This window comes from Wolbachia endosymbiont (group A) of Tromatobia lineatoria, from assembly GCF_964028565.1.
Lineage (GTDB): Bacteria > Pseudomonadota > Alphaproteobacteria > Rickettsiales > Anaplasmataceae > Wolbachia > Wolbachia pipientis.
This window is the reverse complement of record NZ_OZ034791.1, coordinates 766,240-792,424: the sequence shown is the minus strand read 5'-3', so window position 1 is coordinate 792,424 and position 26,185 is coordinate 766,240. Positions and strand designations below refer to the sequence as shown.

25 protein-coding genes and 3 pseudogenes are annotated in these 26,185 nt (G+C 35.2%); 16 read left to right on the top strand and 12 right to left on the bottom strand.

Annotation, left to right across the window (positions count from 1 at the left end; all coding sequences use genetic code 11):
- The first annotated feature begins 98 nt into the window (after positions 1-98).
- The gene (locus ABWU48_RS04075) at positions 99-401 is read left to right on the top strand and encodes a transposase (RefSeq protein ID WP_264339442.1); all 303 of its coding nucleotides are present in this window, start codon (positions 99-101) and stop codon (positions 399-401) included.
- A gap of 131 nt (positions 402-532) precedes the next feature.
- Here ABWU48_RS04075 and ABWU48_RS04070 read toward each other — a convergent pair.
- Positions 533-1,365: pseudogene (locus ABWU48_RS04070) on the bottom strand (IS5 family transposase).
- Between the two features lie 41 nt (positions 1,366-1,406).
- On the opposite strand from ABWU48_RS04070, the gene ABWU48_RS04065 reads away from it, so the two are divergent.
- The 5 genes from ABWU48_RS04065 to ABWU48_RS04045 all read left to right on the top strand — a co-directional run bounded on the left by ABWU48_RS04065 (position 1,407) and on the right by ABWU48_RS04045 (position 4,848).
- Entirely contained in the window at positions 1,407-1,937 is a 531-nt protein-coding gene (locus ABWU48_RS04065; protein ID WP_353288274.1) for an ankyrin repeat domain-containing protein, read from the top strand.
- 184 nt (positions 1,938-2,121) lie between these two features.
- Entirely contained in the window at positions 2,122-2,703 is a 582-nt protein-coding gene (locus ABWU48_RS04060; protein WP_319803536.1) for an ankyrin repeat domain-containing protein, read from the top strand.
- A 43-nt stretch (positions 2,704-2,746) separates the two neighbouring features.
- Positions 2,747-3,181 (top strand): DUF2924 domain-containing protein, encoded by a 435-nt coding sequence (locus ABWU48_RS04055; RefSeq protein ID WP_264705707.1) that lies wholly within the window; start codon positions 2,747-2,749, stop codon positions 3,179-3,181.
- Positions 3,175-4,677, top strand: coding sequence for a recombinase family protein (locus ABWU48_RS04050; RefSeq protein ID WP_209473001.1), 1,503 nt, complete (start codon positions 3,175-3,177; stop codon positions 4,675-4,677). Before ABWU48_RS04055 ends, ABWU48_RS04050 begins: the two co-directional genes overlap by 7 nt.
- A 12-nt stretch (positions 4,678-4,689) precedes the next feature.
- Positions 4,690-4,848 carry a hypothetical protein gene (locus tag ABWU48_RS04045; RefSeq protein ID WP_209472999.1) on the top strand — a complete coding sequence of 53 codons (159 nt, stop codon included), beginning with the start codon at positions 4,690-4,692 and terminating at the stop codon, positions 4,846-4,848.
- 33 nt (positions 4,849-4,881) lie between these two features.
- Here the strand turns inward: ABWU48_RS04045 and ABWU48_RS04040 are convergent, their stop codons facing one another.
- From ABWU48_RS04040 to ABWU48_RS04030, 3 genes are all read right to left on the bottom strand, one after another.
- Complete coding sequence (locus ABWU48_RS04040) at positions 4,882-5,175, bottom strand: hypothetical protein (protein ID WP_209472997.1); 294 nt, start codon at positions 5,173-5,175, stop codon at positions 4,882-4,884.
- A gap of 172 nt (positions 5,176-5,347) precedes the next feature.
- A complete protein-coding gene (locus tag ABWU48_RS04035) occupies positions 5,348-6,151 on the bottom strand; it encodes a hypothetical protein (RefSeq protein ID WP_353288273.1) in 804 nt (267 codons plus the stop codon).
- Positions 6,135-7,481 carry an IS110 family transposase gene (locus ABWU48_RS04030; RefSeq protein WP_353288272.1) on the bottom strand — a complete coding sequence of 449 codons (1,347 nt, stop codon included), beginning with the start codon at positions 7,479-7,481 and terminating at the stop codon, positions 6,135-6,137. The genes ABWU48_RS04035 and ABWU48_RS04030 overlap by 17 nt, the downstream gene beginning before the upstream one ends.
- A 328-nt stretch (positions 7,482-7,809) precedes the next feature.
- Here ABWU48_RS04030 and ABWU48_RS04025 point away from each other — a divergent pair, with 328 nt between their 5' ends.
- Positions 7,810-8,394, top strand: a complete 585-nt coding sequence (locus tag ABWU48_RS04025; RefSeq protein WP_264705745.1) for a hypothetical protein — start codon at positions 7,810-7,812, stop codon at positions 8,392-8,394.
- A gap of 121 nt (positions 8,395-8,515) precedes the next feature.
- Here ABWU48_RS04025 and ABWU48_RS04020 read toward each other — a convergent pair whose 3' ends face one another.
- Together ABWU48_RS04020 and ABWU48_RS04015 are read right to left on the bottom strand one after the other, a co-directional pair.
- Complete coding sequence (locus tag ABWU48_RS04020; protein ID WP_167471207.1) at positions 8,516-8,683, bottom strand: hypothetical protein; 168 nt, start codon at positions 8,681-8,683, stop codon at positions 8,516-8,518.
- 40 nt (positions 8,684-8,723) lie between these two features.
- Entirely contained in the window at positions 8,724-9,665 is a 942-nt protein-coding gene (locus tag ABWU48_RS04015) for an IS5 family transposase (protein ID WP_208571731.1), read from the bottom strand.
- A gap of 34 nt (positions 9,666-9,699) precedes the next feature.
- Here ABWU48_RS04015 and ABWU48_RS04010 point away from each other — a divergent pair, with 34 nt between their 5' ends.
- Positions 9,700-9,834, top strand: coding sequence for a hypothetical protein (locus tag ABWU48_RS04010; protein ID WP_256433050.1), 135 nt, complete (start codon positions 9,700-9,702; stop codon positions 9,832-9,834).
- Between the two features lie 3 nt (positions 9,835-9,837).
- Here the strand turns inward: ABWU48_RS04010 and nusB are convergent, their stop codons facing one another.
- From nusB to yidC, 3 genes are read right to left on the bottom strand one after another with little or no spacing between them, the layout of a single operon-like run.
- The gene (nusB, locus tag ABWU48_RS04005; protein WP_007549265.1) at positions 9,838-10,320 is read right to left on the bottom strand and encodes a transcription antitermination factor NusB; all 483 of its coding nucleotides are present in this window, start codon (positions 10,318-10,320) and stop codon (positions 9,838-9,840) included.
- Positions 10,320-10,748: a 6,7-dimethyl-8-ribityllumazine synthase gene (locus ABWU48_RS04000; RefSeq protein ID WP_353288271.1), complete on the bottom strand. Its 429-nt coding sequence runs from the start codon at positions 10,746-10,748 to the stop codon at positions 10,320-10,322. The genes nusB and ABWU48_RS04000 overlap by 1 nt, the downstream gene beginning before the upstream one ends.
- Positions 10,726-12,435, bottom strand: a complete 1,710-nt coding sequence (yidC, locus tag ABWU48_RS03995; RefSeq protein ID WP_264705747.1) for a membrane protein insertase YidC — start codon at positions 12,433-12,435, stop codon at positions 10,726-10,728. Before yidC ends, ABWU48_RS04000 begins: the two co-directional genes overlap by 23 nt.
- Before the next feature lie 134 nt (positions 12,436-12,569).
- Between yidC and ABWU48_RS03990 the strand changes: the two genes are divergently transcribed.
- The gene (locus ABWU48_RS03990; RefSeq protein ID WP_006279648.1) at positions 12,570-13,085 is read left to right on the top strand and encodes a TIGR02281 family clan AA aspartic protease; all 516 of its coding nucleotides are present in this window, start codon (positions 12,570-12,572) and stop codon (positions 13,083-13,085) included.
- A 6-nt stretch (positions 13,086-13,091) separates the two neighbouring features.
- Here the strand turns inward: ABWU48_RS03990 and secF are convergent, their stop codons facing one another.
- From secF to ABWU48_RS03970, 3 genes and pseudogenes are all read right to left on the bottom strand, one after another.
- The gene (secF, locus tag ABWU48_RS03985) at positions 13,092-13,967 is read right to left on the bottom strand and encodes a protein translocase subunit SecF (protein ID WP_010082185.1); all 876 of its coding nucleotides are present in this window, start codon (positions 13,965-13,967) and stop codon (positions 13,092-13,094) included.
- Positions 13,968-14,167: 200 nt separating this feature from the next.
- A pseudogene (locus ABWU48_RS06305) lies at positions 14,168-16,377 on the bottom strand (hypothetical protein).
- Positions 16,378-16,551: 174 nt separating this feature from the next.
- Positions 16,552-18,555, bottom strand: a complete 2,004-nt coding sequence (locus tag ABWU48_RS03970) for a heme lyase CcmF/NrfE family subunit (RefSeq protein ID WP_022626230.1) — start codon at positions 18,553-18,555, stop codon at positions 16,552-16,554.
- 22 nt (positions 18,556-18,577) lie between these two features.
- On the opposite strand from ABWU48_RS03970, the gene ABWU48_RS03965 reads away from it, so the two are divergent.
- The 7 genes and pseudogenes from ABWU48_RS03965 to ABWU48_RS03935 form a co-directional block, all read left to right on the top strand.
- Positions 18,578-18,766, top strand: coding sequence for a hypothetical protein (locus tag ABWU48_RS03965; RefSeq protein ID WP_022626229.1), 189 nt, complete (start codon positions 18,578-18,580; stop codon positions 18,764-18,766).
- An 80-nt stretch (positions 18,767-18,846) separates the two neighbouring features.
- Positions 18,847-20,088: a hypothetical protein gene (locus tag ABWU48_RS03960; RefSeq protein WP_006279654.1), complete on the top strand. Its 1,242-nt coding sequence runs from the start codon at positions 18,847-18,849 to the stop codon at positions 20,086-20,088.
- Positions 20,089-20,210: 122 nt separating this feature from the next.
- Positions 20,211-21,536: a dihydroorotase gene (locus tag ABWU48_RS03955; protein WP_022626228.1), complete on the top strand. Its 1,326-nt coding sequence runs from the start codon at positions 20,211-20,213 to the stop codon at positions 21,534-21,536.
- A gap of 198 nt (positions 21,537-21,734) precedes the next feature.
- The gene (locus tag ABWU48_RS03950) at positions 21,735-22,919 is read left to right on the top strand and encodes a dicarboxylate/amino acid:cation symporter (protein WP_010082165.1); all 1,185 of its coding nucleotides are present in this window, start codon (positions 21,735-21,737) and stop codon (positions 22,917-22,919) included.
- Between the two features lie 3 nt (positions 22,920-22,922).
- The gene (pyrE, locus tag ABWU48_RS03945; RefSeq protein WP_006279657.1) at positions 22,923-23,519 is read left to right on the top strand and encodes an orotate phosphoribosyltransferase; all 597 of its coding nucleotides are present in this window, start codon (positions 22,923-22,925) and stop codon (positions 23,517-23,519) included.
- 105 nt (positions 23,520-23,624) lie between these two features.
- The gene (gene typA / locus ABWU48_RS03940) at positions 23,625-25,454 is read left to right on the top strand and encodes a translational GTPase TypA (protein ID WP_264705752.1); all 1,830 of its coding nucleotides are present in this window, start codon (positions 23,625-23,627) and stop codon (positions 25,452-25,454) included.
- Between the two features lie 62 nt (positions 25,455-25,516).
- Positions 25,517-25,762: pseudogene (locus ABWU48_RS03935) on the top strand (PD-(D/E)XK nuclease family transposase); the annotation flags it as partial.
- Positions 25,763-26,185: the final 423 nt, after the last annotated feature.

Below are 26,185 nucleotides of genomic sequence, written 5' to 3'. Positions count from 1 at the left end.
GTACATAATTAGACAATAGGCTTCTTGACCTTACCCAGAAAAAGTGGAGAGAAAGAAAGGAGTTTTTTCGGGTAAAATAAAATTTTTGAGGATTAGAAATGGCAAGAGAATATACGGCAGAATTCAAATTGGAAGCTGTTAAGCTGGCAAATGAACAAAGAAAGGCAGGTCAAACAATTACGAAAATAGCAAAGGATTTAGGAATAAAGGGTGGTTTATTAGGAAAATGGATAAAGAAACACAACGAAAAAAAGTCGGCAGCAGATGCATTTCCAGGTAGAGGTAACATGGCTCCTTACGACAAAGAGAGGTTTGATTTACAAAGCAAGAGTAACAAGGGAAAGAGACATTTTAAAAAAAGCCCTGGCCAGTCAAAAAGAGTAAAATATTTTTTTATATAGTAACTGCTATAAAGTACAGGAATTATGTAGGATTTTCTGCTAGTGGCTACTATAAGTGGACCACAAGAAAAATAAGCAGTAGAGAATCAGCAAATAAAGAGTTATTAGAGGTTGTCCGGAAACTAGTAAATTCAAGCATATTCCCTCTTTAACATAACCCTACTCATAGCTAGGTATATGAAATTCTCAGTGGATGTTGTGAGTAAATCATACTCCTTCGATAGCCTTCTATTCCTATTAACCCAAGCAAAAGTCCTTTCTACAACCCATCTTCTTGGCTGTACTTTAAACCCTTGTTCTCTTGTTGGTAGTAGCTCAGGTGGCGTATCTTTGTGCACCCAAAATCTACATGGAGGCCTTTTAACAATTTCAATATCTATGTCATATTCTTCCTTTATGTGATTCTTTAAATTTCTTCCTTGGTATCCCATGTCAGCCCACATTTTTTTAACTTTAGTATATTTTGTTCTCATATTGTTTAATGCTATTTTAATACCATCTCTATCATTTTCGTTAGCAGCGCCTACGTAACAACCTAGTATAAAACCCTGAGTGTCTGTAATTATATGCCTTTTTCTACCCTTTACTTTTTTACTTCCATCATAGCCTTTGATCCCCCCTTTTCTGTAGTCTTTACAGATTGACTATCTACTATACAGGCACTCGGCTGCTCATTCCTTCCTATTTTTCTTCTACTATATTTTGTAATTTCATAATTCATTTTCTCAAAAATTCCCTGCTTCTTCCATTGCCTGAACTGCTCATACACAGTCTTCCATAGCGGAAAATCATTTGGTAAATACCGCCATTGACACCCTGTACGCAATACATAGAAAATTGCTTCTAATATTTCTTTTTTGCTATACTTTGGCGGCCTTCCTCCTTTCTTGTATGATACTCTGAAGTGTTTTTCTATTCTTGCCCATTCCCTTTCGCTTAGATCTGTTGGATACTTTTTTCTCATCTTTACCCCGTACTAAAATTTCAGATATTATAGCCTTTTACTTGTTTCCGGACAACCTCTCAGAAGAAAACATAAAAGGAAAAGATTCAGGTGGTTGTACGGCATTGCACCGAGCAGCACAAGTGTCAAACCCAGAAGTAATAAAGTTATTAATAGAAAAAGGTGCAGGTATAAACGATAGAAACAATAGAGGCGAGACACCGTTGCACCTAGCAGCATTTTTAGGAAAGAGAAAGAATGTGAAAGCACTGATAGAGAAAGGAGCCGAGGTAAATGCAAAGTCGAACAACAAAGCAGTACCACTACACTTAGCCTGTTTAGCAGGGAGGAAAGGAACAATAGAAGAGTTAATGAAGGCGGGAGGAGATCTTGATACAGTAGATAAATTTGGATGTAGTCCACTAAACTATGCGAAGATTTACCAGAAGGTAACGAATTTTCTAGAGAAAAGGGGAGTGAATATGAGAGATGTGGCGGTGATGTATGGAGAAGCAAACAAGGCAATAGAGGAGATAATGGAGAAACGAAACGTAAATGAATTACAACTGCAGGAGGTAGATTTAACAGATTAAACATATAGATTTATATCTTAATATAATATGCTGAAAAAATATGTATATTTTGTAAAAAAAAACTTGCTTTTTATGCCAAAATAGCCCTAAGTGAAAAAGTAGCTAGTAAACAAACAAGATTTGCTAAGCGCTAAAGTGAGCCAAATTGGAGCCACTTTATATTGCATTAATAGCTGAGGAACTTATGGTAAAATTTAGTAAGAAAGAAAGAGAAGAATTTAATAAGTCATGGAAAGAAGTATTAGATAACTCAATAGAAAATATTAATAAAAAAGACACGAAAGGGAGGACGATATTGCATTACGCGGTGGGAATGCCAGATCCAAAAAAAGTGAGGTTATTAATCAAGAAAGGAGCAGATATAAATGTGGCGGATGCGGGACAATATAGACCACTGCACTTAGCAGTCATGGGGCAACGTGTAGAAAACACAAAAGAGCTGATAAAGGCAGGAGTGGAGGTAAACGCAGTGGAACGAAGTAGCAAATTTGCCGCGTTACACCTTGCGTGCATGGTAGCAGAGATAAAAATAGTAGAAGAGCTAGTAAAAGCGGGAGGGAATGTGGAACAAAAAGATAAATTTGGCAAGACCCCAATGGATTATGCGAGAAATAATAAAGAGATAAAAGAAGTGTTAGAGAACGTAAAAATGGCAAATAAACAGAGAGAGTTCATAGAAAGAATAAGGGTTGTATCGGAAAGTACGACAGCAGGTGTGATAGTGGCAAAGGAAGAGCTAGAAACTGTGGATGAGAAAGTGCTATAGCGTTTTAAAAATTCAGAAGGGCTGTGTTTGAAAAGGTGATTATATGGAAAAAAAAGTAGAAAAAGAGGTAAAATGTTTAGAGAAAAAACCACTAGCAGAACTGAAAAAAATATGGAAAAAGGTATTTGGGGAAGAGGCACCTAGACACTCAAAGAAATACCTGATACCAAGATTGGCGTATAGGTTGCAGGAGAAAACGTATGGAGAAATATCAAGAAAAGGAGCAAAAAGACTAGAATACCTGGCAAATCGGCTAGAACAGGGGAAAAGAATAAGTAGTGATAAACTGCCAGTGGAGGGAACGGAGTTGATACTAGAAAGAGGTGAGGAAACGCATGCGGTATTGGTAACAGATACTGGTTTAATCTACCGAGAAGAGTTTTATACGTCATTATCAGCAGTAGCAGGGAAAATAATGGGAATGAGTTATAACGGACCGCTCTTGTTTGGAATGAGAGAAAAGGAGAAAAAATGCTAAAAGAAGTAAGATGCGCAATATATACGAGAAAATCAAATGAGGATGGACTAGAACAAAAGTTTAATAGCTTGGACGCACAAAGGGTAGCATGTGAAAAATACATAAAGAGCCGAGAAGGGTGGATAGCATTAGCAAAAAGGTACGACGATGGTGGATTTTCAGGAAAAAATTTAGAAAGACCAGCGATAAAGGGATTGTTTGAAGATGTAAAAGCCGGAGAGGTAGACTGCGTGGTAGTATACACGTTGGACAGGTTATCAAGGGAAACGAAGGATTGCATAGAAGTAACGTCATTTTTTAGAAGGCACCGGATAAGTTTTGTAGCAGTGACGCAAATATTTGATAACAACACACCAATGGGAAAATTTGTACAAACAGTGTTATCAGGAGCGGCACAGCTAGAAAGAGAAATGATAGTAGAGAGAGTAAAAAATAAAATAGCAACATCGAAAGAGGAAGGATTATGGATGGGAGGGAATGTGCCACTAGGGTATGATGTAAAAGAGAAGGAATTAATAATAAATGAAAAAGAAGCAAAAGTAATAAAGCATATATTTGAGAGATATATGGAGCTGAGATCAATGGCAGAATTGGCAAGAGAGTTAAATAGCCAAGGGTACCGAACGAAATCAGATATTTTTAAAAAGGCCACGGTAAGGAGGATAATAACAAATCCGATATATATGGGAAAAATACGGCATTATGAGAAGCAGTATAAAGGAAAGCATGAGGCAATAATAGAAGAAGAAAAATGGCAAAAAGCGCAAGAATTGATAAAGAATCAACCATATCGAAAAGTAAAATATGAGGAAGCGCTGCTAAAGGGAATAATAAAGTGCAAGAGCTGTAGTGTAAACATGACGCTGACATACTCAAAAAAAGAAAATAAAAGGTATCGATATTATATATGCAATAACCATTTAAGAGGAAAAGGTTGCGAGTCGATGAACCGAACAATAGTCGCTGGAGAAGTGGAAAAAGAAGTAATGAAGAGAGCTGAACTCTTATATGAAAATTGGGAAGAAAGGGGAGAAAGAGAATGGAAAAATTTAAGTTTCAGAGAACAGAAAGAAGCAGTGAAAAAATTAATAAAGGGAGTAATGGTGAAAGAAGATGGAATAGAGGTGCATTCTGAGTCAGAGAAGACATTTATAGCAATGAATTTAAAGAAGAAAGGAAACAAATGCACGGTAGTAGAACCAGAAGGCAAAACAAACAATGCGCTACTGAAAGCAGTGGTAAGAGCCCATCTGTGGAAACGGCAGCTAGAAGAAGGAAAATATAGAAGTGTGAAAGAGCTGAGCGTTAAAATTAATATAGGTACAAGACGTATACAGCAAATTTTAAGGTTAAATTATTTAGCTCCAAAAATTAAGGAAGACATAGTAAATGGGAGGCAGCCAAGTAGTTTGAGGTTGGTTGATTTAAGGGAAATACCGATGCTGTGGAGTGAGCAGTTGGAGAAGTTTTATGATCTTAATTTACAAAAGAAATAGGAGAAAAACATTATGAGAACACCGAAAAAAATATGGAAAGATATTGCTGAAAAGCTTAGAAATAAAAAAGGTACCACTACCGCAAAAGGAGCTGATATGGAGATGCCGGCAGATGTTGAGGAAGTTAAAGTTGAAATAAAAAAGCAAACCAATACAGTTTACAGAAACTGACACTAAATTATGTAATATAAATAGTGAAGATCTTCAACCTATATGTGAAAACAGCGAAAAAGCGCAAGTAGAAACTACTGTAGAGCCAACTTCCGTTGATAGAGCTGACAGCCCATCTTCCGCTGAACCATGTTTTAATGGTGATGCTGCAGACAAAAACCTATCAGCAAAAGCACTGCAACAAAGGCAAGCAATCATATTTGGTAGTGTTGGTGCGGTGTTATTGGTAAATTGTGTTGCATTGTATATCATGAAAATGCCTGTAGTAGCAGCGGTTGTGGGAATAGTTGGATTAGCGTGTATAGGTTTTGCGCTGTATAATATCATAAATCCCAACACCAAGCTCGAGAAAGTGGAAGATGTAGAACAACTGGATCCACAAAATCTTAAAGCTAGTGGTATGCTTGAAAGATCATAAACATCAAGATAATTTCTTTAGAAAATCTCTTAAGCTGTTAACTTAACATCACCATGAAATTTTGAACATTTCCATTTCACCCTAAGCACGGCTTACTGTTTCTTCGAGACTTGGGGCTCTTCTCCTTTCTTCACGCTCTATCCAAGAACTCTTTTTTGTTTGGCCATTAGATTGACTCATAGCCTCAGAACGTATCAATTTTCCAGACCTTTCAAAATAGCCTTGTTCAATAGCATTGTAGACCAGACACCCACCAAGCGAGCAATTCTCACCTAATTCTTCTTTACAATTTTTGAACTTTTCCAGTATTTCCTTTTTATTACTCACTTCTACTATTATTTTATCTTTATCTTGTTTGTCAGGGTACAAATTAACTTCTAATTCTCCTTCACTGGTGTAGAAAGTCAATGCTATATCACTATTATCCGCAAGGTCTGTGTAATTCCTTATACCATTTTTCGTTATAATTTCTACCTCACTTTTACCGATCTTTATTATATCTCTTCCGTATTCTATTTCTCCTTGAGTTAGCCATAAACCCCTTGCTCCATCTGTAATCTTCGCAATATCTATTTTGCTGTTCTCTGAGTATTCTAAGTAAAAAGTAGAATTATCCATTTTTACATTTTTTACTCTACCATTAGCTGCACTTTTAACAATTTTCATAAACTTTAAAGTATTATTGATATACTTGCCACAAGCTTCTTTCACATTGGTTGTGTGGTCTTTAAATTCTGACTCCAGTGTATTGATTACATCTATACTACTTAAGTTATGAAACACTGCTCCTCTTGATAACAATTTATATACTATATCACTAGTAACTTCTATCTGATTTGCAATTTTAGAACTCTCTTCTAAGAAACTCCTAAGAACCTTCTTCATCTATCGGCTCCTCTTTCATTAGTATATAACCAAATTCCTTTGCTTTTTTAGTCAAATTTTTGACTACTCTCTCTTTGTAGAGTGTTTCATAATAGTTCATTCCTTTTTCTACATATTCTTGTCCATATTTTAGCATATTATAAAAAATACATGCTAATTTCCTTGCTGTAGCAGTGATCGCTTTTGGTATCCCTAGTCGCTTCTTTAACCTCCTGCAGTATGCACCAAGTGCAGTGTTGCTTCTTGATACACAATGAGCAGCAAGTCGCAAGGCAGTTGCAGCACGATTAACAACTTTACGAGTTCTTGTTCCAATAATTTTCCCTCCTGTAATTTTATTAGCAGGACTTAATCCGAGCCAGGAAGAAAAATGCTTTTCTGTCCTCCATTTATTGTGATTTATACCTGTTTCTGAAATGATAGCCTGTATACTTAATACATCAAGTCCTGGAACTCTAGTAAAATCCATCCCCGTTATTCGATATAAATCTTCATCTACGGCAAAATCTGGACTATTCTTCTGTTTTCTCTTTCGTGTCTTATTCAATGCCCTGTTCTCATTCGACTTTGTTTCAAATGTTTTATAGTAATTTTCTATACTTTTATCACATCCCGTTATTTGCTCTTGAAAAAAAGTATATGCTGCATATTCTTGTTTTAGCACAAACAAGTGTTCCTCTCTATAATCACCAGCTAACGCTTTTGCTATAGTAGACTGATCATTTTTTATTCGTGCATCCCTGAATTTAGCCAATTTCTCAGGATCTCTTTCGCCTTCAATTATAGCTTCAATGATTTTCATACCAGTTATCCCAGTAATATGACTAATAACCTTGTGTAATTGAATATTCATTTGAATTAGCGCTTTTTGCATACGTTGAGTATGTTTAGCTGCATTTTCAATTAGATTAGCACGTTGTCTAACGTAACTACGCAGTACACACATTTGATTATCCGGTCTAAATGATCCTTGAAGCAGTCCATAGCTGTGCAATTGTTGCAGCCATTGATAATCTTGAACATCAGACTTTCTACCAGGCACATTTTTGACATGTCGCGCATTTACTAATTTTACTTCAAATTTATGTGATTCTAATATTTGAAATAAGGGAATCCAATATACTCCAGTTGACTCCATGGCTACAGTTCTAACCTGACACTTTTTTAACCACTTTGCTAAGTTGTGTAGATCTACTGTAAAGCACCCAAATTTTTGGATACGTTGTTCATCTCTTCCTTCAGGTACACATACATAATGTACAGTCGAGCCAATATCAATCCCTGCTGCATCAAGGTTTATTGTTTTTAATTTACTTTTTGCTTCTGCCATATAAAATCCCTCCTATATTATTATGATAAGAAGCACTTCAGCTTGGGACGGTTAGGTTATACAATCTTCTAAACGAGGTAGCCCAAAAAGAACTCCATCAATGGTTTTACCATTTCCCCCAAAACCATGCTTTCAAACGGGCATTTATAGCACCATTGATTGTTTCGGTTATAGCTGCAGAAGCGCTTCTTCATAACACTATACCCAAAGAACATAAAATAAAGAGGGAGTTTCTTTTTGGTTTTACAGATTTTATCTGTTCTGGGCTTCCAATAATCACTGTGGTCAATTCCACAAAACAAATACTGCACTTGTTGCACTTACTTCTTTGTATGTCATAGGCGCAGCAGTAGCACTTTCAGCACCATATTGGGTGTCTTCAACTTGCACGCTTGCTCCACTTGCAGCTTTTGCAGCTACACCACTTGGAATCGGTATATTAGCAATTGTTGCTGTTGCACTGGTTAGTTCAGCAATGTACGCTATCAGCAAAAACAATGAAATATCTGAGTTGAGAGCTCCGAAGATTGTTGTTAATAACGATAGAAAAAACGGTAAAGAAACAGCATTGCTAGTAACAAAAGACACATTTAAGGAAATGGCAAGGAATAACCAAGTTAAAGATGAAGAAGGTAAGGTAGAAAAGGGTAAACATTATATAGCCTTCAGCTTAGAAGGCAAGAACTACCGTACTATTGTTGATATTAATCAGCTTACCAATACGCTAGGCAATACTTTACTCTTCGAGATAGGTTCACTAAAAGAGAAAAACGATGAAGGTAAGTTCGAGGCAGTAAATGAAACAAAGTGGAATAAAACATTAGGTTTAGACAAAGATGGTGCTAAAGGGGTTAACACTTATTTAGGCTCACTTATTGTTGAACAAGTTGCTTCTCAACAACAGACAGTATAGCCAAGTGAAATAAAAGAGGTAGATTAAGTCTGCTTCTTTGTTTTTTTTGATTTTTAGTGTTACGCGCATAACTGCATGGATGTTGCGATTCTCAAGGCAACGTATCTGTTTAGATGCATGGCTAATGCTGAAACAAAAATTCCAGTGTTCCCTTTCTTGTCATCCCAGTGCTTGACACATAACTGTACAAACATTCATTTTTGAAGGTAAATTGCACAACAGATAATGTCATTCCAGTGCTCCCTTTCTTGTCATCCAAGTAGCTGACACTGGGATGGCTTTGTTGCATCACACTTTATGAGATGGTGATTTATGGTAAATTCATGTAACTATCTCAAATTTAGCCATACCAATATCAGTGAATTTATTAAGCAAATAGCATTTAGTTCTTTTTCTCGATTTATCTCAGATTTATTCCTAAAACTAAATCCGAATATTTGCTTTAATCTTGAGAAAAACCCTTCAATATAAGATCTTTTCCCATAATTTACTTCTTTTTTCCATTCTTTCATGCCATCTTCACCGTATAATTTTATTAACCTAATAGCAGCATTCCTGTCAGACATATAATCTATTTCTGGATGTTCTGCCGCATTGTTTATTGGTGGAATTTTTGTCTTTATATCATATTCGTTACACAACTTATAAAACTTGTGCCTATCACATGCCCTATCTGCATATAGTACTTTTATGACATACTGAAAATCGACTTCTTTTAGCAAATCACAAGCTCCATAGTGATCAGAGTAGACACCGTTACTGTATTTTACAGCTATGGCTTTTTTGCTGTTTGTATTCAACATTACATGCAATTTTCTTGTCTGTTCATAGCTGCGATACTTTCTATCTTCGCTATTTTCTTTGCTATGACCAGGAGTGTTGTTGTATATACTAATTCCTGTACTGTCTATAGCAATTTCGATATCTTCCATATTATTTTTATCAATTCTGCAATCATTGATCTTAATATTGAGTTTCTTAAACCTTCTTGATGATTGTGAATAGCTGATAACTTGCAAATTTTTCCCAATTTGCTCAAGGTATCCTGCTATAAACCCAACTGTTTGCCTCAGGCCTATTCTAAATAAACAAGTTATTATGTGCACCAAAATTACAACTTTATCGCTATAAATATTGTTGCCACCTGGTATTTTTGGACCATTCTCGTACCACTTTTCTATGGCTTCGTTGATATAATGAAAAATATTTCCTCTTTTTTCTAGAAATTTGTTATATTCGCTATGGTTACTGACCCTCATTTTTTGTGGCATATTTTTTCTTTCAAGGTTAAATGGCTATTTTATAATGAATTTTGTCAGTAGCCACCAGATTTTTTCAGTTGCTATGCAACAAAGCCATTCCAGTGTCAAGCACTGGGATCTGGTAGACAATGTTCATACAGCAGCTACTCGGATGACACCTTGTGCTTGCTGGCTATAATTGCTAAGGATTTTTATTTAATTTAACTGCATCTTTTGCCTTATCCAATAACCCATTAATAAAACCAATTTCGCTTGGTTTATCAAGTAAATCAGATGCAATGTTAGTATATTCATTAATGACAACTGGAACTGGCGTATCACAATTAGCTAACTCACATATTGCAACACGCAAAATAGATAAGCTTATAAGATTTAACCGTGAAAGGGACCAACTTGGGTGTAAATAAGACTCTATTATTTTATCATATTCTTCACTGCTTTTTATAACCTTATATAACAAGTTTTCTAAGAACTGATGTTCAAATTCTTCACATTCAAATATATCTTTCAACTTATTTATGTAGTCCTTAAGCTCACAATTTTCCAGTTTAAAAGTGCTTTTGTTGTAACCTACGAAAATATTTGAATAAGCAATTTGTACAGCAAGAAATCTTGCCGTGCTTCTTTTTATGCGCCACTTTTTATCTACTGGTTTTTCCTCCATTATTTTAATTTATTGTGTAAATCTATCATACGCAAAACAGTTGAGGCTGCATGGCCACCAACGTTCTTTTTGTTTTTATCAGCTCTAACTAGTGCTTTATCTTTCCTGTCAGCGGTAATTACACCCATACCAAGGGGTATTGCATAATGCATAACAACCTCATTTAAGCCTTCAATTACTCCTTTACAAACATATTGATAATGATCGGTTTCACCGCGAATTACGCACCCAAGAGCTAAATAACCATCATAATTAGTATGCCCACTCTTGACTGCAAAAAGAATTGTAGCTGGTATCTCAAATGTACCAGGAACCTCAACTACATCGTAACTGGCATTACTGCCTTTTAATTTATCAATTGCACCTTCAAGCAAAAGGTTCGCTATTTCAGTATAATAAATCGAATTAACTATTAGTATTCTCGACATTTACTACCACTTTTTTTGTTAAAAACAACTTTATTAATGACTGTTGAATTAGAGTTATAATATTACTAAATATCCAATATATTACCAGGCCGGCAGGAAAAGAAGAAAAAATAAAGACAGAAATGTAAGGTAAAAACTTCATAACATTTACTTGAATATCATCTTTACTGGTTTGATCTTTCTCACTTAGCTTCTGCTGAATTATCATGGTGGCACCGAAAATTATAGGTAAAATGGCTATAGAAATAGGAAAGTTATAATTAAACAACCCAAATAATGTAAAGATGTTCGTTGGGTCAGGAGCTGAAAGATCCTTAATCCATAAAAAAAAAGGAGCATGCCTCATCTCTATAGTAACAAATAATACTTTATATAGAGCAAAAAATACCGGTATTTGTATTAGCATGGGAAAAATGCTCGACATTGGATTTACGTTGTTTCTCTTAAACAATGCAATTGTCTCTTTATGCTGCTTTAAGCTGTCATTTTTATACAACTCTTTTATACGAGTTAATTCAGGCTGCAGGCTTTTTACCTTAAACATCGAAATATATGATCTATTAAATAAGGAAAGCATCAAAAGTTTGATTACTAAAGTCAGCAATAATATTGCTAAGCCAAAATTTTTTAAAACGAAGTTAAAATATTCAAGCAGTAAAAACACTGGTTTAGTTATAAAGTAAAGAACACCAAAATCTACAGCTTTATCAAACAGGGGTATATTGAGAGTGTCCTTATAAGAATCCAGTAAATTCAACTTTTTTGCTCCAGCAAAAAAATAATTCACATTAGAAACGCTTGCACCAGGAAGTATGCTCTTGTAAGGTTTGACAAAATCTACTTGGAATTTATCAGTATTATTAACGTTTGTGTGTTTAATGCTTACATTTATTTTATCAGATTTTTCAGGTATGATGGCTGTGAGCCAGTATTTATCAGCAAAACCAAACCAATTTTTTTCACTCGTGCTTGCTTTTATTAAATGTTTTTTGGAAATATCCTTATATGTCCACTCCTCTAGTTTATTATCAAATGCACCCAGTACTCCTTCATGGGATATCCAATAAGATTCGTTGATATTGTCACGTTTACGGTTAATTTTACCATAAGGAACCAAAACTACATTATCCTTTGTATTATTTTCAACAACTTGCTCAACTTTAAACATGTAATTATCGTCGAGGTTAATTTTCATTCTAAATAAAATGCCATTCTCATTGTCCCAAGATAAATTGACCTCTTTTTGATTAAGTTTATCTGCTCGCCAGACTGCTTTAGAATCTGGAACTTTAATCTTGTTACTCGGATCGAGCCACCCAAATTCTGCAAAATATACATCTTTTGATTCTGCAGGTGACAGTAACACCACTTGTGGAGAAGAAGAACTCGGTTCTAAGTGGTAATTAGTTAAAATTAAGTCATCAAACCTTGCACCTTTCAGAGAAATTGATCCTTTAATCATGTTATTGGTTAAACTAACCCTCTGTTCTCGAGTAGAATTAATAATTTCAGAACGATTTTGGTATATTATAGGAGCAAGGTCGTTAAAAGATTCGATATGTTCAATATTTTCAATCAATGGCTGGTTTTGGTTTGTACTAAAAAAATTATCATAAATAATACGCCAAGACACCATGATTAACATGGAAAGGATAGCTGCCAAAATTAAACTTTTTGCTTCTGACATAAAATTAAATCAAACATATCTTCTTAAAGTGTATACTAAATATTGTACTAAAACAATGAAATTTACTTATTTTTAATAATAACTTTTAACGCTGATCTTTAAAATTTATTTTAATAGCTTCAAATTTTAACAATATGAACGCGGTGAAAAATCTAGTTATTTGGTTGCTAATAATAGCCACTACTGCAATGCTTATTGATTCACAAAGGGACAAACTAAGCGACAGATTTCTCAGTACTTTTTTACCATATAAAGGAAGAATTCAAAATAGCGGTCAGAATAGTGGAAGTATTGAATTTACGAAGTCATATGATGGACACTTTTATATTCAGGCTCAAGTCAATGATCGCAATATAACGTTTTTGCTTGATACTGGAGCAACCGATATTGTTCTATCACAAAAAGACGCATTACATGTTGGTATTAACTTACAAAATGTTCAGGATTTTAAAATATATGAAACTGCGAAAGGTCAAATAAAAGCTGGAGTGGTTCAAATACCTCAAGTTAAAATAGGAAATTTTTTGATTAATGATGTACAGGCAAGCGTTAACACTCATTCTATGTCTCATTCACTACTTGGAATGAGCTTTTTAAGGTATTTTCATTTCACTATAAGAGATAATAAGTTGATATTATACCGCGACTAAACACTTCTACAATCTACTTATCAAAGCTCTGTAGGTCAATATAGGAGCAGAAATAAATATTGCAGAACAAGTGCCAATCAAAATACCAAAAAAAATGATCAAGCTGAAGTCTCTCACTGCATCTGTGCAGATTAATACCAAAGGAAGAGCAGCAAGAAGGGTTGTACCAGAAGTTAATATAGTGCGAAATAATGTAGCGTTGATACTTGCATCTACTACCTCACTCATCCGCCCACTTTTACCACTCCTGCGATACTCTCGAATCCGATCATATATAATTACTGAGTTATTGATTGAATAACCAATGACAGTAAGGAGAGCTGCAACTGATGAAATATTAAACTCAATGCCAGTTAGGCTAATAAAACCAACAGTTAAAATCACGTCATGAATCAGTGCTGTTATTCCACTGAATCCACATTGCCAATTAAATCTAAACCAAACGTAAAAAAATATTCCAACAATCGCGATCAACATGGATAACATTCCTTCAAATATTTGTGTTGAGCTTATTTGTGGGCCAACATAGTCTATTTTACGATAGCTTATTGAGCTCCCCAGCTTTTCTTCTAGTATGCTTTTTATCTTTTTGATTTTATCTTCATCTCCTTCATCTTTAAAACGCATGACTAAATTATCACCCGCTTTTGAACTCTGCACTGTAAAACCATTTTCTTTTAATGCATCGAGAATAGAGTGATTCTCATCTGAAGATTTTATCTCTATCAAAATTCCGCCTGCAAAGTCTATGCCTAAGTTCACTCCACGCAGCACAACAGTGAATATTGAAAAGATGATAAGAATAATGCTAATTAATGCAGTCAAATCCCTATATTTACTAAACTTGATATCGAGGTTGTCTGGAATGAGTCTAAGTGCCATGCTATTTACTTAAACTTGAATTTTATATACTTTTCAAAAAATTCACTAGTTTATTCTGTGATTGTTTGATTATGTCAATTTTTCCATCAGTTAATTCTTGTCTGTCAATTAAGTTCTATCTAGCTTGCATACTACCATTTTGAAGTACATTACAAAAGCGAAATACTGCCAATTTGGCCCATCATTTTATCTCTGCAAGCTTATCCCCCCCTTGCTATGTTAGCAACGCAACCTAAGCTAGGTTCCTTCATAGCAGTGTTAGGTACACTGCCATATCTTTCAAAACTTTCATGCTCTATAGCTTCCTCAACACTTTTTCCTCCTAAAAGACAGTTTTCCCCTAAACTTTTTCCCCTATTTTTTAACTCATTAAGCCTTGCTCTGTTTTCCCCATCAATCTCCACTTTTATTTTATTGCTGCCTTTCTCACTAGGACTTAGATAAATACTTATCTCTCCTACCTCAGTAGTAAAAGACATTTCAATACCACCTTTTGAGACATCCATGTAATTTCTTTTTCCCCCTATTTCTTCTACATTTTCAACTCTTACTATACTTTCTCCAATTTTGAGTATGCCAACTCTTAAATTTAAGTCTTTGGCTTTTTCATTGTTTAGGATTTCTGCAACTTCAACAATACTATCTTGCGAGTACTCTATACAAAAATATCTATTATCCTTGTCTACTCCTAATACATTTTGAGTCTGCTTGCTTTTGTTTACAATACTTTCATATGCTAAACCTTTTAGCTTGCTTTCAATTTCCTTACATTTCTCAGAAAGACCATCATCAAATCCATTACAAGTAACTATCTGCTCAAACTCATTCCCATCGAAAAAATTATGGCGTTTTACTTTCCCACCTTCTAACAATAAATTACTAACAATGCTTTTGATAATGTCCTCTTCGGACACTTCATTTTTTTTGTTACAGTTTTGATCTTCACTTTCTTTATTACAGTTTTGATCTTCACTTTCTTTGTTACAGTTTTGACCTTTACTTTCTTTGTTACAGTTTTTATCTTTACTTTGATAGGGAAAGTTATCAAATACAAAAGTGTTACTTCTGTTACTTATATGACTACCACTAGTAAGATCTTTTATTTCTTCAAATACTGTATTTGTTACAGTTTTGTTACAACAACTACATTTTAAATTTAACATTACTTCTTTTTCTAAGTATTTAGCTACTATGCACTTAATACTTTCTGGAGTATTTTTATATCTTTTTGTTCATTTTGTTCTGTTATACCTCTCACCTCCCCACAGCATTTATCAATCAGATCCTGTTTACTTTGAGTTAACGACATTTTTAGTTTCATAAAAAGTGAGTCTTTTAGAAAAGGATTATCATCTTCTAGGTCCCGATCATTTTCTGAATCCAAATCATCTGTTAACTCCATTGAATCAAGATTACCTGAACTATAGTACGAACCCTTTTTTGAGTCCGAACTATCTTCTGAGTTCCCATCACTATCTGACCAATTGTCAACTTTCGGAAATTCTGAGCTTTTCTGTTCACCTTCAAAAGTCTGATTACTACCACCAGCGCCCTTTGTCAAATTTTCTTTATTTTCACAAGAACCACCTAAAGAATAGCCTTGACCCTCTTCTTGATCTGAAGCACTTAATTTACTATAAGTTGCTTGACTATAACCATTGAAGTTATAACCTAAACCATTACTACCATGCTGTAAAGGATCGCTTTCAAAAGTTTGTGGATTATCACTTTCACCTAACAAACCACCATTTGTTGGATTACATACATTTTCTGTATATTTTTGATTATTTTGTGCTTCTATTTTCCTCTTCTTGTACAACGGTTCAAACTGATCAATTTCAATCGATCGTACTCGTTTCCTTGAAGGAAAGTCCTCTGGAATCTGATCCTCATCGTCAGAATTGTGACCTGAATCACAAATTACATGATCATTGCAGGTAGAATTATGCTCTTGACTAATCAAGGAAAGCTGAATTAGATTGCTAAAAACAATATTATCTAGCTGTACTGAATCAGTACTTTCAAAAATTTGTGGATTATTACTCACGTCTGGCAAATCACCTGATAAACCAGTCTGATGATTATTTTCACCTACCCAACCATCAGTTGGTGTTGGAATGCATATTCCTGTATATCTTTGGCTATCAAGAGAATCATTAGTTAATTGTACTGCTGTATAAGTTGTCCGGTCATCCTCATCATCGGAACTAATACCTGAATCATGGCCATCACCTTCTTCAATCTTTTGAGTTTCTATATCGTGTTCATTTATTTCGCTCGACGAATCATAGTTGGAAGGGTTATACTGTTGATTAGGACGTTTAAAAATTTGACGCCAATCGCTGTAAGGCTCCTTAAAATCGAAAGGAGTGCGTATAACTTTTTCCTTGCCTGATACCCCACCATTCATATTGTATAACCATTACTCACTAATCCCTTAGTGAATATCGTAATATATAGGTCTGTCAATAAAAAAATATAACTTTCTTTGGTTCTAACCTTTGCAAATCAGTATCTATAGCTCGGTAATTTCTCATACGTTGCACTCTGGACCTAGGAGCGTTGTTAATAAAATCCACGACAGCTAGACAATCCTTGCTCGTCCACTAAAAGGAAAAGCAGCAAGGAGCGAACCAAAAGCGATAAGAAAGGATCCAAGCCAGATTATAGACATTCCAGGTTTATAGTGCACTTTGGCTGCGATTTTGCTCTTACTCTTATCAATCTCTCCAATTACAACATAAATATCAGAAAGCAAATTGTGGTAGATACTGCTTTCAACATTTTTCTGACCTTCCGCAAGGTAAAATCTATATTCAGGAGTTACTTCACCTAATATCTTATTATTCAGCAAATTCCTGATATCCATTGTACCCCTCACTGCATGGAAATTTTTTTCTTTTATTAGCTCAATATTGCGTAAAGTAACTTTAAATTTATTGACTGTTATGCTATCCCCTATTTTTAAGTAATTTTCTTTTTTCTCCTGCCAACCAACTGAATAAGCTATACCAAGCACTAGAATTGCCACTCCAGCATGAGCAAGCATCATTGCATAGTAGGACTTAGAAACTCTTCTTGCTAATAAAATTGATTCACCAAATGCTACCTTAAATAAACGAATTCTTTTACTGTATGCTTCTAAAACAAAGATTAATAATGCTATGGAGATAGTAATTGATAGCACAATTATTAGCTCCATGTGAAAGATAAACGGCAAAATAGCTGCAGCACTGCAGAATGAAAATCTATATTCACGGAATATTGGCAATAGACTATTTCCCTGCCAACTGCAGTATTGCCCGATCATGGTGAGCACTAGAATAGCTAGTGCAATAGAGTTAAATAAAGAATTGTAATATGGTGCTCCAACTGAAATTAATTCACCGGTTAAATACTCAAGCACTGTAGGGTATAAAGTGCCAACGAACACGATGAAAAAGGCAGTGATGAATAATAAATTGTTCATCAGTATCATCGTAAAGCGTGAAAAGAATCTTCTACCCTCTGTCACTTGAGTAGCAAGTTTCTTTCTGGATTCCAGTGTCAAGCATTGGAATGACATCGCAGGCGTGTGATTTTTTCTCGTAAATACTACAAATATTACTAAGCTACTGACTGTAATTACACCAAGTAGAGCTAATATATATAGTCCATATCTTGGGTCATCTGCAAACGTGTGCACTGAGGTAAGTATTCCTGAGCGGACTAGAAATGTTCCAGTCACACTCAATATAAAAGTTGTAAGCGTAAGTAAAATAGCAAAGTTCCTTAAAACATTGAAATTCCGTACCACGAGCAACAAATGTGTCAGCGCTACTGCAATTAGCCACGGCATCAAAGAAACGTTTTCCACTGGATCCCAAAACCAAAATCCACCCCACCCAAGTTCGCGATATGCCCACCAGCTACCCAAGCTGATGCCCAAAGTGAGCAGCGACCAAGAAATAAGTACCCAAGGCCTGACAATTTTAGCCCAAACATTTCCTTCAGTATTTAAAATTAATCCAGCTATAGAGAGCGAAAAAGGAACGCTAAATCCAAGGTACCCCAAATATAATATCGGTGGATGAATAGCAAGGCCTATATCCTGCAATATCGGATTAAAACCCAATCCATCTGTTTCAATGCCTGGCATTTTAGTGAAGGGGCTGGATTCAATTAAAGTGAACAGCAAAAAACAAAAGCAAATCAGCCCATGAGTGATAAGAGATATTTTTTTTAATTTACTACCATTAGTTCGTTCTGGTGTCATTCCAGTGCTTGACACTGGAATCCAGTTTTTATTACACTGCCATTTGATGTACTCATTTGCAATTAAATTGTCTGGATCCCAGTGTCTGGGCACTGGGATGACAGAAGAAGAGACTGGGATGACAGAGGGGGAAACTGGGATGACAGAAGGTATATAAATATCCATTAGTAATAAATACATGACAAGCACTAAGGTCCAAAGCAACATGGACCCTTCTTTGTTTCCCCAAACACCACAAATCTTGTAGATCAAAGGTTTTGTTGTGTGTGAGTGGTAGTATACGTTTTCAAGTGAAAAATCATTTGTAATGTGGCAGTAGATCAAAATAGCCATTGACGCTGATACACAAAAAAATATGGCAGTGGTAATAAACCGACAAGAACTAAGCGGTAAAAACAAATATGTCAAAGACAATAAGCAGGCTAGCAATAGCAATATATTCCCAAGTTCAGGCATAAAAAATTATAGTTTTTATATAAACAATATTACTGATGACAAGTTAGAAGTTAAAGTGTTAATTGATGCTAGCATAATGCTCCCGTAGTTAGCTGTGCTAGTATTAATTAAAAATTAAATATTAAATCTTTATACTTTTATAGATAGCGTTAATATTGAGGTAACATTGTGGGTACAACTAAGATTAGTAAATTTCCATTCAATATAAAAGGTAAAGTGGCAAAACAACATGCCGAACCAATAATCGAAAAAAATCTCTATACTATTTTAGGATTCAAAGATATAGAAGATTTTGAAAATAAGACAAGTAAACTTGTTAATAAAAAAGTTTGGCAATCATTTGTTGACTGCTTTGCAAAAGAAATAGATTATGCAGCAACCGAAGAAGTTGTAAAAAACATCGTTTGTAACATTGCAAAGAGTGATCAAGGTAATGCTTTTACCAAAACTGAACATCTCATATTAAATGAAAAGCAAGATAATAAAAAGAGAGAAAAAGCGATTAGAAAAGCTATTAGTATTTTGAGAAAAATCAATCCAGAAAAAGCCTTTAATGAACTTTCAGTAATAAAAAAACAAGCTGAAGATTTTTTACAAACTGATTTTTGTAAAGCACAGAGTAAATCACTTCAAGGATTTGCTCCCTCTGGTGGACAGCTCTTTGCGGAAACTCTGAAATATATAGAAACACTAGAAAGATTATCCGAAGTAAAAAAAGAAGGGCTAGTTAGAGATTTCTTGTTAAATCATGTTAGTTTATTGAATAAAAAGTATCCTAAATCACAAGGTAAAAGGGAAGATGCTATAACAATACTATCAAGTGATGAGTTGAAGAATTTTTACAATAAAGGTGTAAAAGAAGGAATGTTACAACCAATGGCATCTTACAAAGGATGCAGAAACCTGTATGACAAAATGAACCAGATAAAAAATGAATCCAAAAGTATAATTAAAAGAGAAGAACGGGAAGAAAATTTAAAGAAAATAGATAAGTCGATAATCAGCGCAATTAATGACATAAAAAAACATAGAGAAGCAATCCTTAACTGTAAAGACTTTCAAAATTCTTACATAAAAGAGAAAAAAGAACATCCATTTAGAGGCAACGCATGTCAAAAAATGATTGATATATATCAAGAGAGAATTGTTGGATATCAGGAGAAAATTCGTCAAAACTTAAACCAAATAAAAGCGATATTAAAAAGTGCGCCGCAAGAAATGGATGATGTGGAAGAATTCGAGGAAATAATTGATGATATACATGAAGCAAAGCAGTGTGATGAAATTTTTGATTCAGCTTTAATTTGTTTATCGAACATACAGAATGAGCTAGATATTCAGCTGGAAAATCCTTCAACAGAACTCAGAGCTTCACACATTAACGTTAAAACTGAGCTAACTAGGTTATAAGAACCAAATCTTTAGGATAATGAAAGCACTTTAATTCAAGACAGCTCTTAGTCTGTGTTTTAATTTGGTTGTGTTTTATTAAAAAAACTTTAGATTTATTTTATAATCGATACTCAAATATAATGACTCAAACTTGGGATTTGTTGCAAACAGGGCAAAAGGAAGGCTATAAAATTGCGTATACTAATGCTCGTATTATCGACCCGGAAACTAAACTTGATATAAAAGGTTCATTATTGACTGAAGGGGATAAAATTGTTGACTTTGGTGAATCATTATTTTCAACAAGTGGAGTTGATGAAACAATAGACTGTAAAGGGCTTGTTCTAATGCCAGGCCTTATTGACATTCACGTACATTTTCGTGAACCAGGCCAGGAACATAAAGAAACTATATATACAGGCAGCAAATCTGCAGCTGCGGGGGGAGTTACAACTGTAGTTTGTCAGCCAAACACTGTTCCAGCAATTGATAGCGTTATTTTGGCTAAATATTTGAAATATAGAGCACTTGAAACTTCACATGTAAACGTTGAATTTTACGCTAAAATCACCACTTCGGAAGAACACCTGACTGAAATGGCACTTTTAAAGGAAGCAGGTGCGGTTGGGTTCACCGATGATGGCATGCCAGTTATGAACCCAATGATTATGAGACAGGCGCTGCTTTATTCAAGTATGCTGAATGTTCCTATTGCTCAACATGCAGAAGATTTAAATTTATCTGCTGGTGGCGCAATCAACGAAGGTAAAATTTCTGAAGAATTGGGAGTAAAGGGGATCTTGAGTGCGTCAGAATCGGTTATGGTAAATCGTGATATACTGCTAATGAAGGATATGGAAAATGTGCACTACCATATTCTACATGTCTCTTCAAAAGATTCACTTGATGCTATTAAACGTGCAAAAGATTTGGGATTAAATGTTACGTGCGAAGTAACCCCTCATCACTTCACTTTGACTGAAGATATAGTAAAACAACATGGAGCAATTGCAAAAATGAATCCGCCGCTTCGCACTGAAGAAGATCGTTTAGCTATGGTTGAAGGTTTAAAGACAGGTGTGATTGATTGCATTGCAACTGATCACGCTCCGCATGATCGTAGTTCTAAAGATCTACCACTTGAAAATGCTGCATTTGGTATTGTTGGTCTTGAAACAATGCTGCCCCTTTCACTTGAACTCTATCACAGTGGGCAAATGGGTCTACTTGATGTGCTTGCAAAATTGACATATAAGCCTGCAGATATAATACACATACCACGTGGTCGTATACAAAAAAACCTTGCTGCAGACTTAATTTTAGTTGACCTCAATCATGAATGGGAAATTAAAACTGACAACTTTGCTAGTAAATCAAAGAATTCTCCTTTCGATGGTCGCAAAGTAAAAGGACACGTAGTACGTACTGTTGTGTCCGGCAAAACTATATACTCGCAGAAGAGTTAGTTATCATATCTTATCTATTCCAATTTGTTATCACCAGAATGGGCTAAGTGCACCTAAATTTAAATTAAGAAATCTTACACTGTCTCCGAATAAACACATCCTCTTATCTTTCCCTAATCTGTAAAGTTATTTTGTCTATCAATCTGATTCCAAAACAGCAAAATTATTGTATAATGTTACTTTGAAGTTTTATTTTCAATGCACAAGTTTGCAATACTTTTTTCTATACTGCTTGCAATAGTTGCTTACTACCTAAACAATGAAATCATATTTGAAATAGCAAAGCTATTTAGTGATATCTTTATCAGCTTGCTCAAATTAATAAGCTTACCTCTGGTTTTTTTATCCATAGTTTCCACAATTTCCGGGCTCAAAGACTCAATTGAAATCAAAGTCTTAGTTAAGAAAACACTATTTTATACTCTGCTTACAACTATTATAGCTGCGTTTGTTGCATTATCGTTTTATTTGTTAATAGATCCAGCAAGAAAAAATTTCATAAGTAATACAATAGGGAGTATTAACAGCAATAACCACAGTTATTTTTCATATTTAAAATCACTCATTCCTTCTAATTTTGTGCAAGTTTTTCTTGAAAATAATATGATTGGTAGCATATTAATCGCTTTTTTGATGGGTGGAGCTATTGTTTCACTTTCAAAAGAAAAGCAGGATATATTATATCAAGTATTCTCTGCACTTTTTGATACGCTACTTAAAATTGCTCAAGGGTTATTAAAATTTATTCCGCTTGCTGTTTGGTCTTTTATTACATGTTTTTTGCATGAATTAAAAGGCGGTAGTGAGTTCTACAATCTTTTATGGTATTTTGTTTGCATAATGTCTGCAAATTTTGTGCAGGCATTTCTGATTTTACCGCTATTTATGTGGTATAAAGGCATATCACCAATTCAAACGCTGAAAGGGGTTATGCCAGCACTCACACTTGCGTTTTTTTCTAAATCATCCAGTGCAACATTGCCAACAACTATAGAATGTGTGCAGAACAAGCTAAAGGTGCCAAAGAAATTATCGTCTTTTATTTTACCAATATGCACAACAATTAACATGAATGCATGTGCTGCATTTATACTAATCACTGTAATGTTTGTTGCAGAAATGAACGGATACGTATTTTCCTTAAGCGAAATGTTGATATGGATTTTTTTAGCTACAGGGGCTGCAATTGGTAACGCTGGAGTGCCGATGGGGTGCTATTTTATGGCAACCAGTTATCTCATGTCGATGAATGTTCCTCTGCATATTATGGGACTGATTTTGCCTATTTATACAATCATCGATATGTTTGAAACTGCAATAAATGTGTGGTCTGATGTTTGTATCACTCAGATAATTAATAAAGAATGTAATAGTGAAACTTAAAAAATGATATTAGACGAAAATAACCTAATAATAAAAGAATTTAAAGAAGCAGAAGCAATTTTGCATGGGCATTTTGTTTTATCATCCGGGCTGCATAGTGACACATACATACAGTGTGCGAAGATTTTTGAAAATCCAAGCAGAGCCATGAAAGTTTGCGCATTATTAGCAGATAAAATAAAAAAAGAATTAAATAGCTCCATAGATTTAATATTATCTCCTGCAATTGGTGGAATAATTGTGGGTTATGAGATTGGCAGGCAGCTTGGAATAAAGACAATGTTTTGCGAGCGCGTTAATGGTAAGTTTGAATTACGCCGTGGATTTAAGATCAAAAAGGGTGAGAAAATATTGCTCATTGAAGATGTAATAACCACAGGTAAATCTTCACTTGAAGCAGTGGAATGTGCAGAAGGGGAAGGAGGTAAAGTTGTTGCTGAAGCTTCTTTGATAAAGAGAAATAGTGAAACGAAACTGCCTTTTCCTGTCATATCTTTGATTGAACTGAACATCAAAAACTACAGCGAGGAAGAACTTCCAAGTGAATTAAAACAACTACCCATAACAAAACCTGGGAGTAGGGAATATTTAACAAAGTAATCCTATAATATCTTGGAAACACAGCATTTATACACAGCTTTAGTTATTTACTCCAAGTGTATTTTATGTATACTTATTACTAAATTAATTTTGAAATGATAGAAAATGAACGAATTTAAATCGATCCGAAATATAGCAATAATCGCACACGTTGACCACGGTAAAACTACTTTACTTGATAACATGTTAAAACAAAGTGGCACATTCCGCGAGAATCAAGAAGTTCAAGAACGAGTGATGGATAGTGGTGATCAAGAGCGTGAACGCGGAATTACAATACTTGCAAAATGTACATCAATAATGTGGGGCGATGAAAAGATCAATATTATTGACACGCCAGGGCACGCGGACTTTGGTGGGGAAGTGGAAAGGGTATTGTGCATGGCAGATGGTGTGTTGCTGCTGGTTGACGCTGCAGAAGGTCCCATGCCACAAACAAAATTTGTGCTCTCAAAAGCACTAAAAGCAAATTTGAAGCCAATTGTGATAATCAATAAGGTCGACCGACCAGATAGCAGAATTGATGAAGTATTAAATGAAATATATGAGTTATTTTTTAACCTTGATGCAACCAACGAGCAGCTAGATTTTCCAGTGTTGTATGCTTCAGGTAGAAATGGCTGGTGTGCTAAGGAGCTTTCTGATGAAAGAAAAGATTTAAGCCCATTATTTTCAACGGTTATAGATTATATAAAACCTTCTGTTTATAATCAAAATGCACCTTTTGCTATGTTGGTCACTCTACTTGAGTCTGATAAGTTTCTTGGCAGAATATTGACAGGAAAGGTTTATCAGGGCATTGCAAAAGTCAATTCAGATCTTAAGGTGCTTGACCTCGATGGCAAAGTAATTGAACGAGGAAGATTAACTAAGTTGCTCTCATTTTCTGGCTTGAAACGCATTCCAGTAGAACAAGCTGTGGCGGGAGACATAATTGCAATTGCAGGACTTGAGGAAGCTTCGGTTTCAGATACTATAGCAGCACCAGAAGTTACAACTGCAGTAAGCTCAACTCCAGTTGATCCGCCAACAATGGCGATTACTCTGAGCGTTAATGATTCACCTTTTGCTGGGCAAGAAGGTACAAAGCTTACTTCAACTGCTATAAAGGATCGTTTATATGCGGAAGCAGAAACAAATGTTGCAATTACTGTGACTTTGGCACCAAGCGGTGAAGCATTTGAAGTAGGTGGGCGTGGTGAGTTACAGCTTGGAGTGTTAATTGAAAATATGAGGAGAGAAGGTTTTGAGCTTTCGGTATCACGCCCTCGCGTGTTATTTAAAGAAGAAGGCGGTAAAAAACTTGAACCTATAGAGGAAGTAGTAATTGATGTAGATGATGAATATAGTGGAATCATCATGGAAAAACTCAGCTTCCGTAAAGGTGAAGTAACTGACATGAGACCTTCTGGTAATGGCAGGACAAGATTAACGTTTTTAGTTCCATCAAGAGGATTAATCGGTTATCAAGGAGAGTTTTTAACTGATTCTCGTGGCACAGGCATAATTAACCGTTTATTTCACAGTTATGCTCCACATAGAGGTCCAATTTCTGGAAGGCGCAATGGAGTTTTAATTTCTACAGATAAGGGTGAGGCTGTGGCATATGCAATTTTCAATTTGCAAGACAGGGGAATTATGTTTATTAAGCCACAGGATAAGGTATATTGTGGCATGGTTGTCGGCCAGCATAGCCGTGACAATGATTTGGAGGTAAATGTGTTAAAGGGTAAGCAATTAACAAACGTAAGAGCTTCAGGTAGTGATGAAGCTATAAAGCTCACTCCACCAAAGATAATGACACTGGAGGATATGATAGCGTATATAGATGATGATGAATTGGTGGAAGTAACTCCAAAATCTATACGTTTACGCAAGAAATTCCTTGATCCAAATGAACGTAAGCGTGCAGGAAGGGCAAAGAATAAGGAGTAATCAGAGGTTGAACATTTGCGAAAAATAGTGTATAATTATTCGTCTCCTAATTGTATTTAATTATGGCCTTTTCGAAATTTCTCGATCCAAAAAACAATTTCGCGTTCAAGAGAATATTTGGCACTGAGAAAAATAAAGATATTCTCATTCACTTTCTCAATGATATATTGGGCTTCGCTGGCAAAGATGAAATAGAAGAAATAGAATTTCTCAGCACTATCATGGATGCTGAGATTGCCTCTAAAAAACAAAGTATTGTTGATGTTTTCTGTACTGATTCTGCTGGAACCCAGCTAATTATTGAAATGGTGCGACCTGAAAGTCTTCGGTCATATTGTTTAAAAGGAGAGGAATTCCTTCAGAAAGAAACTAAAAGAGTTCTAAAACTTATTAAACCAGATGTTTTGCCATCTGAGTCTATGCATCAGTGCGAATCGGGTAACCGGTTGGTGCCAAGCGATGCGGACAATGAACCTCCTCTTGAAAAAGAAGATGCTCAATCGTGAAAGGAGCATAAACTACAAGCATCATGTGGTTGGAGAGCTAGGCTTAGTGGTATGGTGAACGTAAGTGAAGCTTCATAAGTATCGTAACGATTAAAGAGCTAAAGATGCTGATAAGCTCCGACCAAAAGGTAATGTGACATTTTTCATTTCTGGATGTACGCAAATCACCGGTATAGAGAAGTCACCTAACCCACTGTTGTATGACAGAAGGAACAGGGTAAGCCT

Excerpts from the sequence above, each read along its gene's own strand:
- ABWU48_RS03950 (WP_010082165.1), top strand. The coding sequence starts at position 21,735 with ATGCACAAGTTTGCAATACTTTTTTCTATACTGCTTGCAATAGTTGCT.
- nusB (WP_007549265.1), bottom strand. The coding sequence starts at position 10,320 with ATGGAGGAAAAACCAGTAGATAAAAAGTGGCGCATAAAAAGAAGCACG.
- ABWU48_RS04045 (WP_209472999.1), top strand. The coding sequence starts at position 4,690 with ATGAGAACACCGAAAAAAATATGGAAAGATATTGCTGAAAAGCTTAGA.
- ABWU48_RS04075 (WP_264339442.1), top strand. The coding sequence starts at position 99 with ATGGCAAGAGAATATACGGCAGAATTCAAATTGGAAGCTGTTAAGCTG.
- ABWU48_RS03990 (WP_006279648.1), top strand. The coding sequence starts at position 12,570 with ATGAACGCGGTGAAAAATCTAGTTATTTGGTTGCTAATAATAGCCACT.
- ABWU48_RS03970 (WP_022626230.1), bottom strand. The coding sequence starts at position 18,555 with ATGGCTATTTTGATCTACTGCCACATTACAAATGATTTTTCACTTGAA.
- ABWU48_RS04020 (WP_167471207.1), bottom strand. The coding sequence starts at position 8,683 with ATGCAACAAAGCCATCCCAGTGTCAGCTACTTGGATGACAAGAAAGGG.
- typA (WP_264705752.1), top strand. The coding sequence starts at position 23,625 with ATGAACGAATTTAAATCGATCCGAAATATAGCAATAATCGCACACGTT.
- ABWU48_RS04010 (WP_256433050.1), top strand. The coding sequence starts at position 9,700 with ATGAATTTTGTCAGTAGCCACCAGATTTTTTCAGTTGCTATGCAACAA.
- ABWU48_RS04055 (WP_264705707.1), top strand. The coding sequence starts at position 2,747 with ATGGAAAAAAAAGTAGAAAAAGAGGTAAAATGTTTAGAGAAAAAACCA.
- pyrE (WP_006279657.1), top strand. The coding sequence starts at position 22,923 with ATGATATTAGACGAAAATAACCTAATAATAAAAGAATTTAAAGAAGCA.
- ABWU48_RS04030 (WP_353288272.1), bottom strand. The coding sequence starts at position 7,481 with ATGGCAGAAGCAAAAAGTAAATTAAAAACAATAAACCTTGATGCAGCA.
- ABWU48_RS04050 (WP_209473001.1), top strand. The coding sequence starts at position 3,175 with ATGCTAAAAGAAGTAAGATGCGCAATATATACGAGAAAATCAAATGAG.
- ABWU48_RS04060 (WP_319803536.1), top strand. The coding sequence starts at position 2,122 with ATGGTAAAATTTAGTAAGAAAGAAAGAGAAGAATTTAATAAGTCATGG.
- ABWU48_RS04000 (WP_353288271.1), bottom strand. The coding sequence starts at position 10,748 with ATGTCGAGAATACTAATAGTTAATTCGATTTATTATACTGAAATAGCG.
- ABWU48_RS04035 (WP_353288273.1), bottom strand. The coding sequence starts at position 6,151 with ATGAAGAAGGTTCTTAGGAGTTTCTTAGAAGAGAGTTCTAAAATTGCA.
- ABWU48_RS04015 (WP_208571731.1), bottom strand. The coding sequence starts at position 9,665 with ATGCCACAAAAAATGAGGGTCAGTAACCATAGCGAATATAACAAATTT.
- ABWU48_RS03965 (WP_022626229.1), top strand. The coding sequence starts at position 18,578 with ATGGCAGTGGTAATAAACCGACAAGAACTAAGCGGTAAAAACAAATAT.
- secF (WP_010082185.1), bottom strand. The coding sequence starts at position 13,967 with ATGGCACTTAGACTCATTCCAGACAACCTCGATATCAAGTTTAGTAAA.
- ABWU48_RS03955 (WP_022626228.1), top strand. The coding sequence starts at position 20,211 with ATGACTCAAACTTGGGATTTGTTGCAAACAGGGCAAAAGGAAGGCTAT.
- ABWU48_RS04040 (WP_209472997.1), bottom strand. The coding sequence starts at position 5,175 with ATGATATTATACAGCGCAAAACCTATACACGCTAATCCAACTATTCCC.
- yidC (WP_264705747.1), bottom strand. The coding sequence starts at position 12,435 with ATGTCAGAAGCAAAAAGTTTAATTTTGGCAGCTATCCTTTCCATGTTA.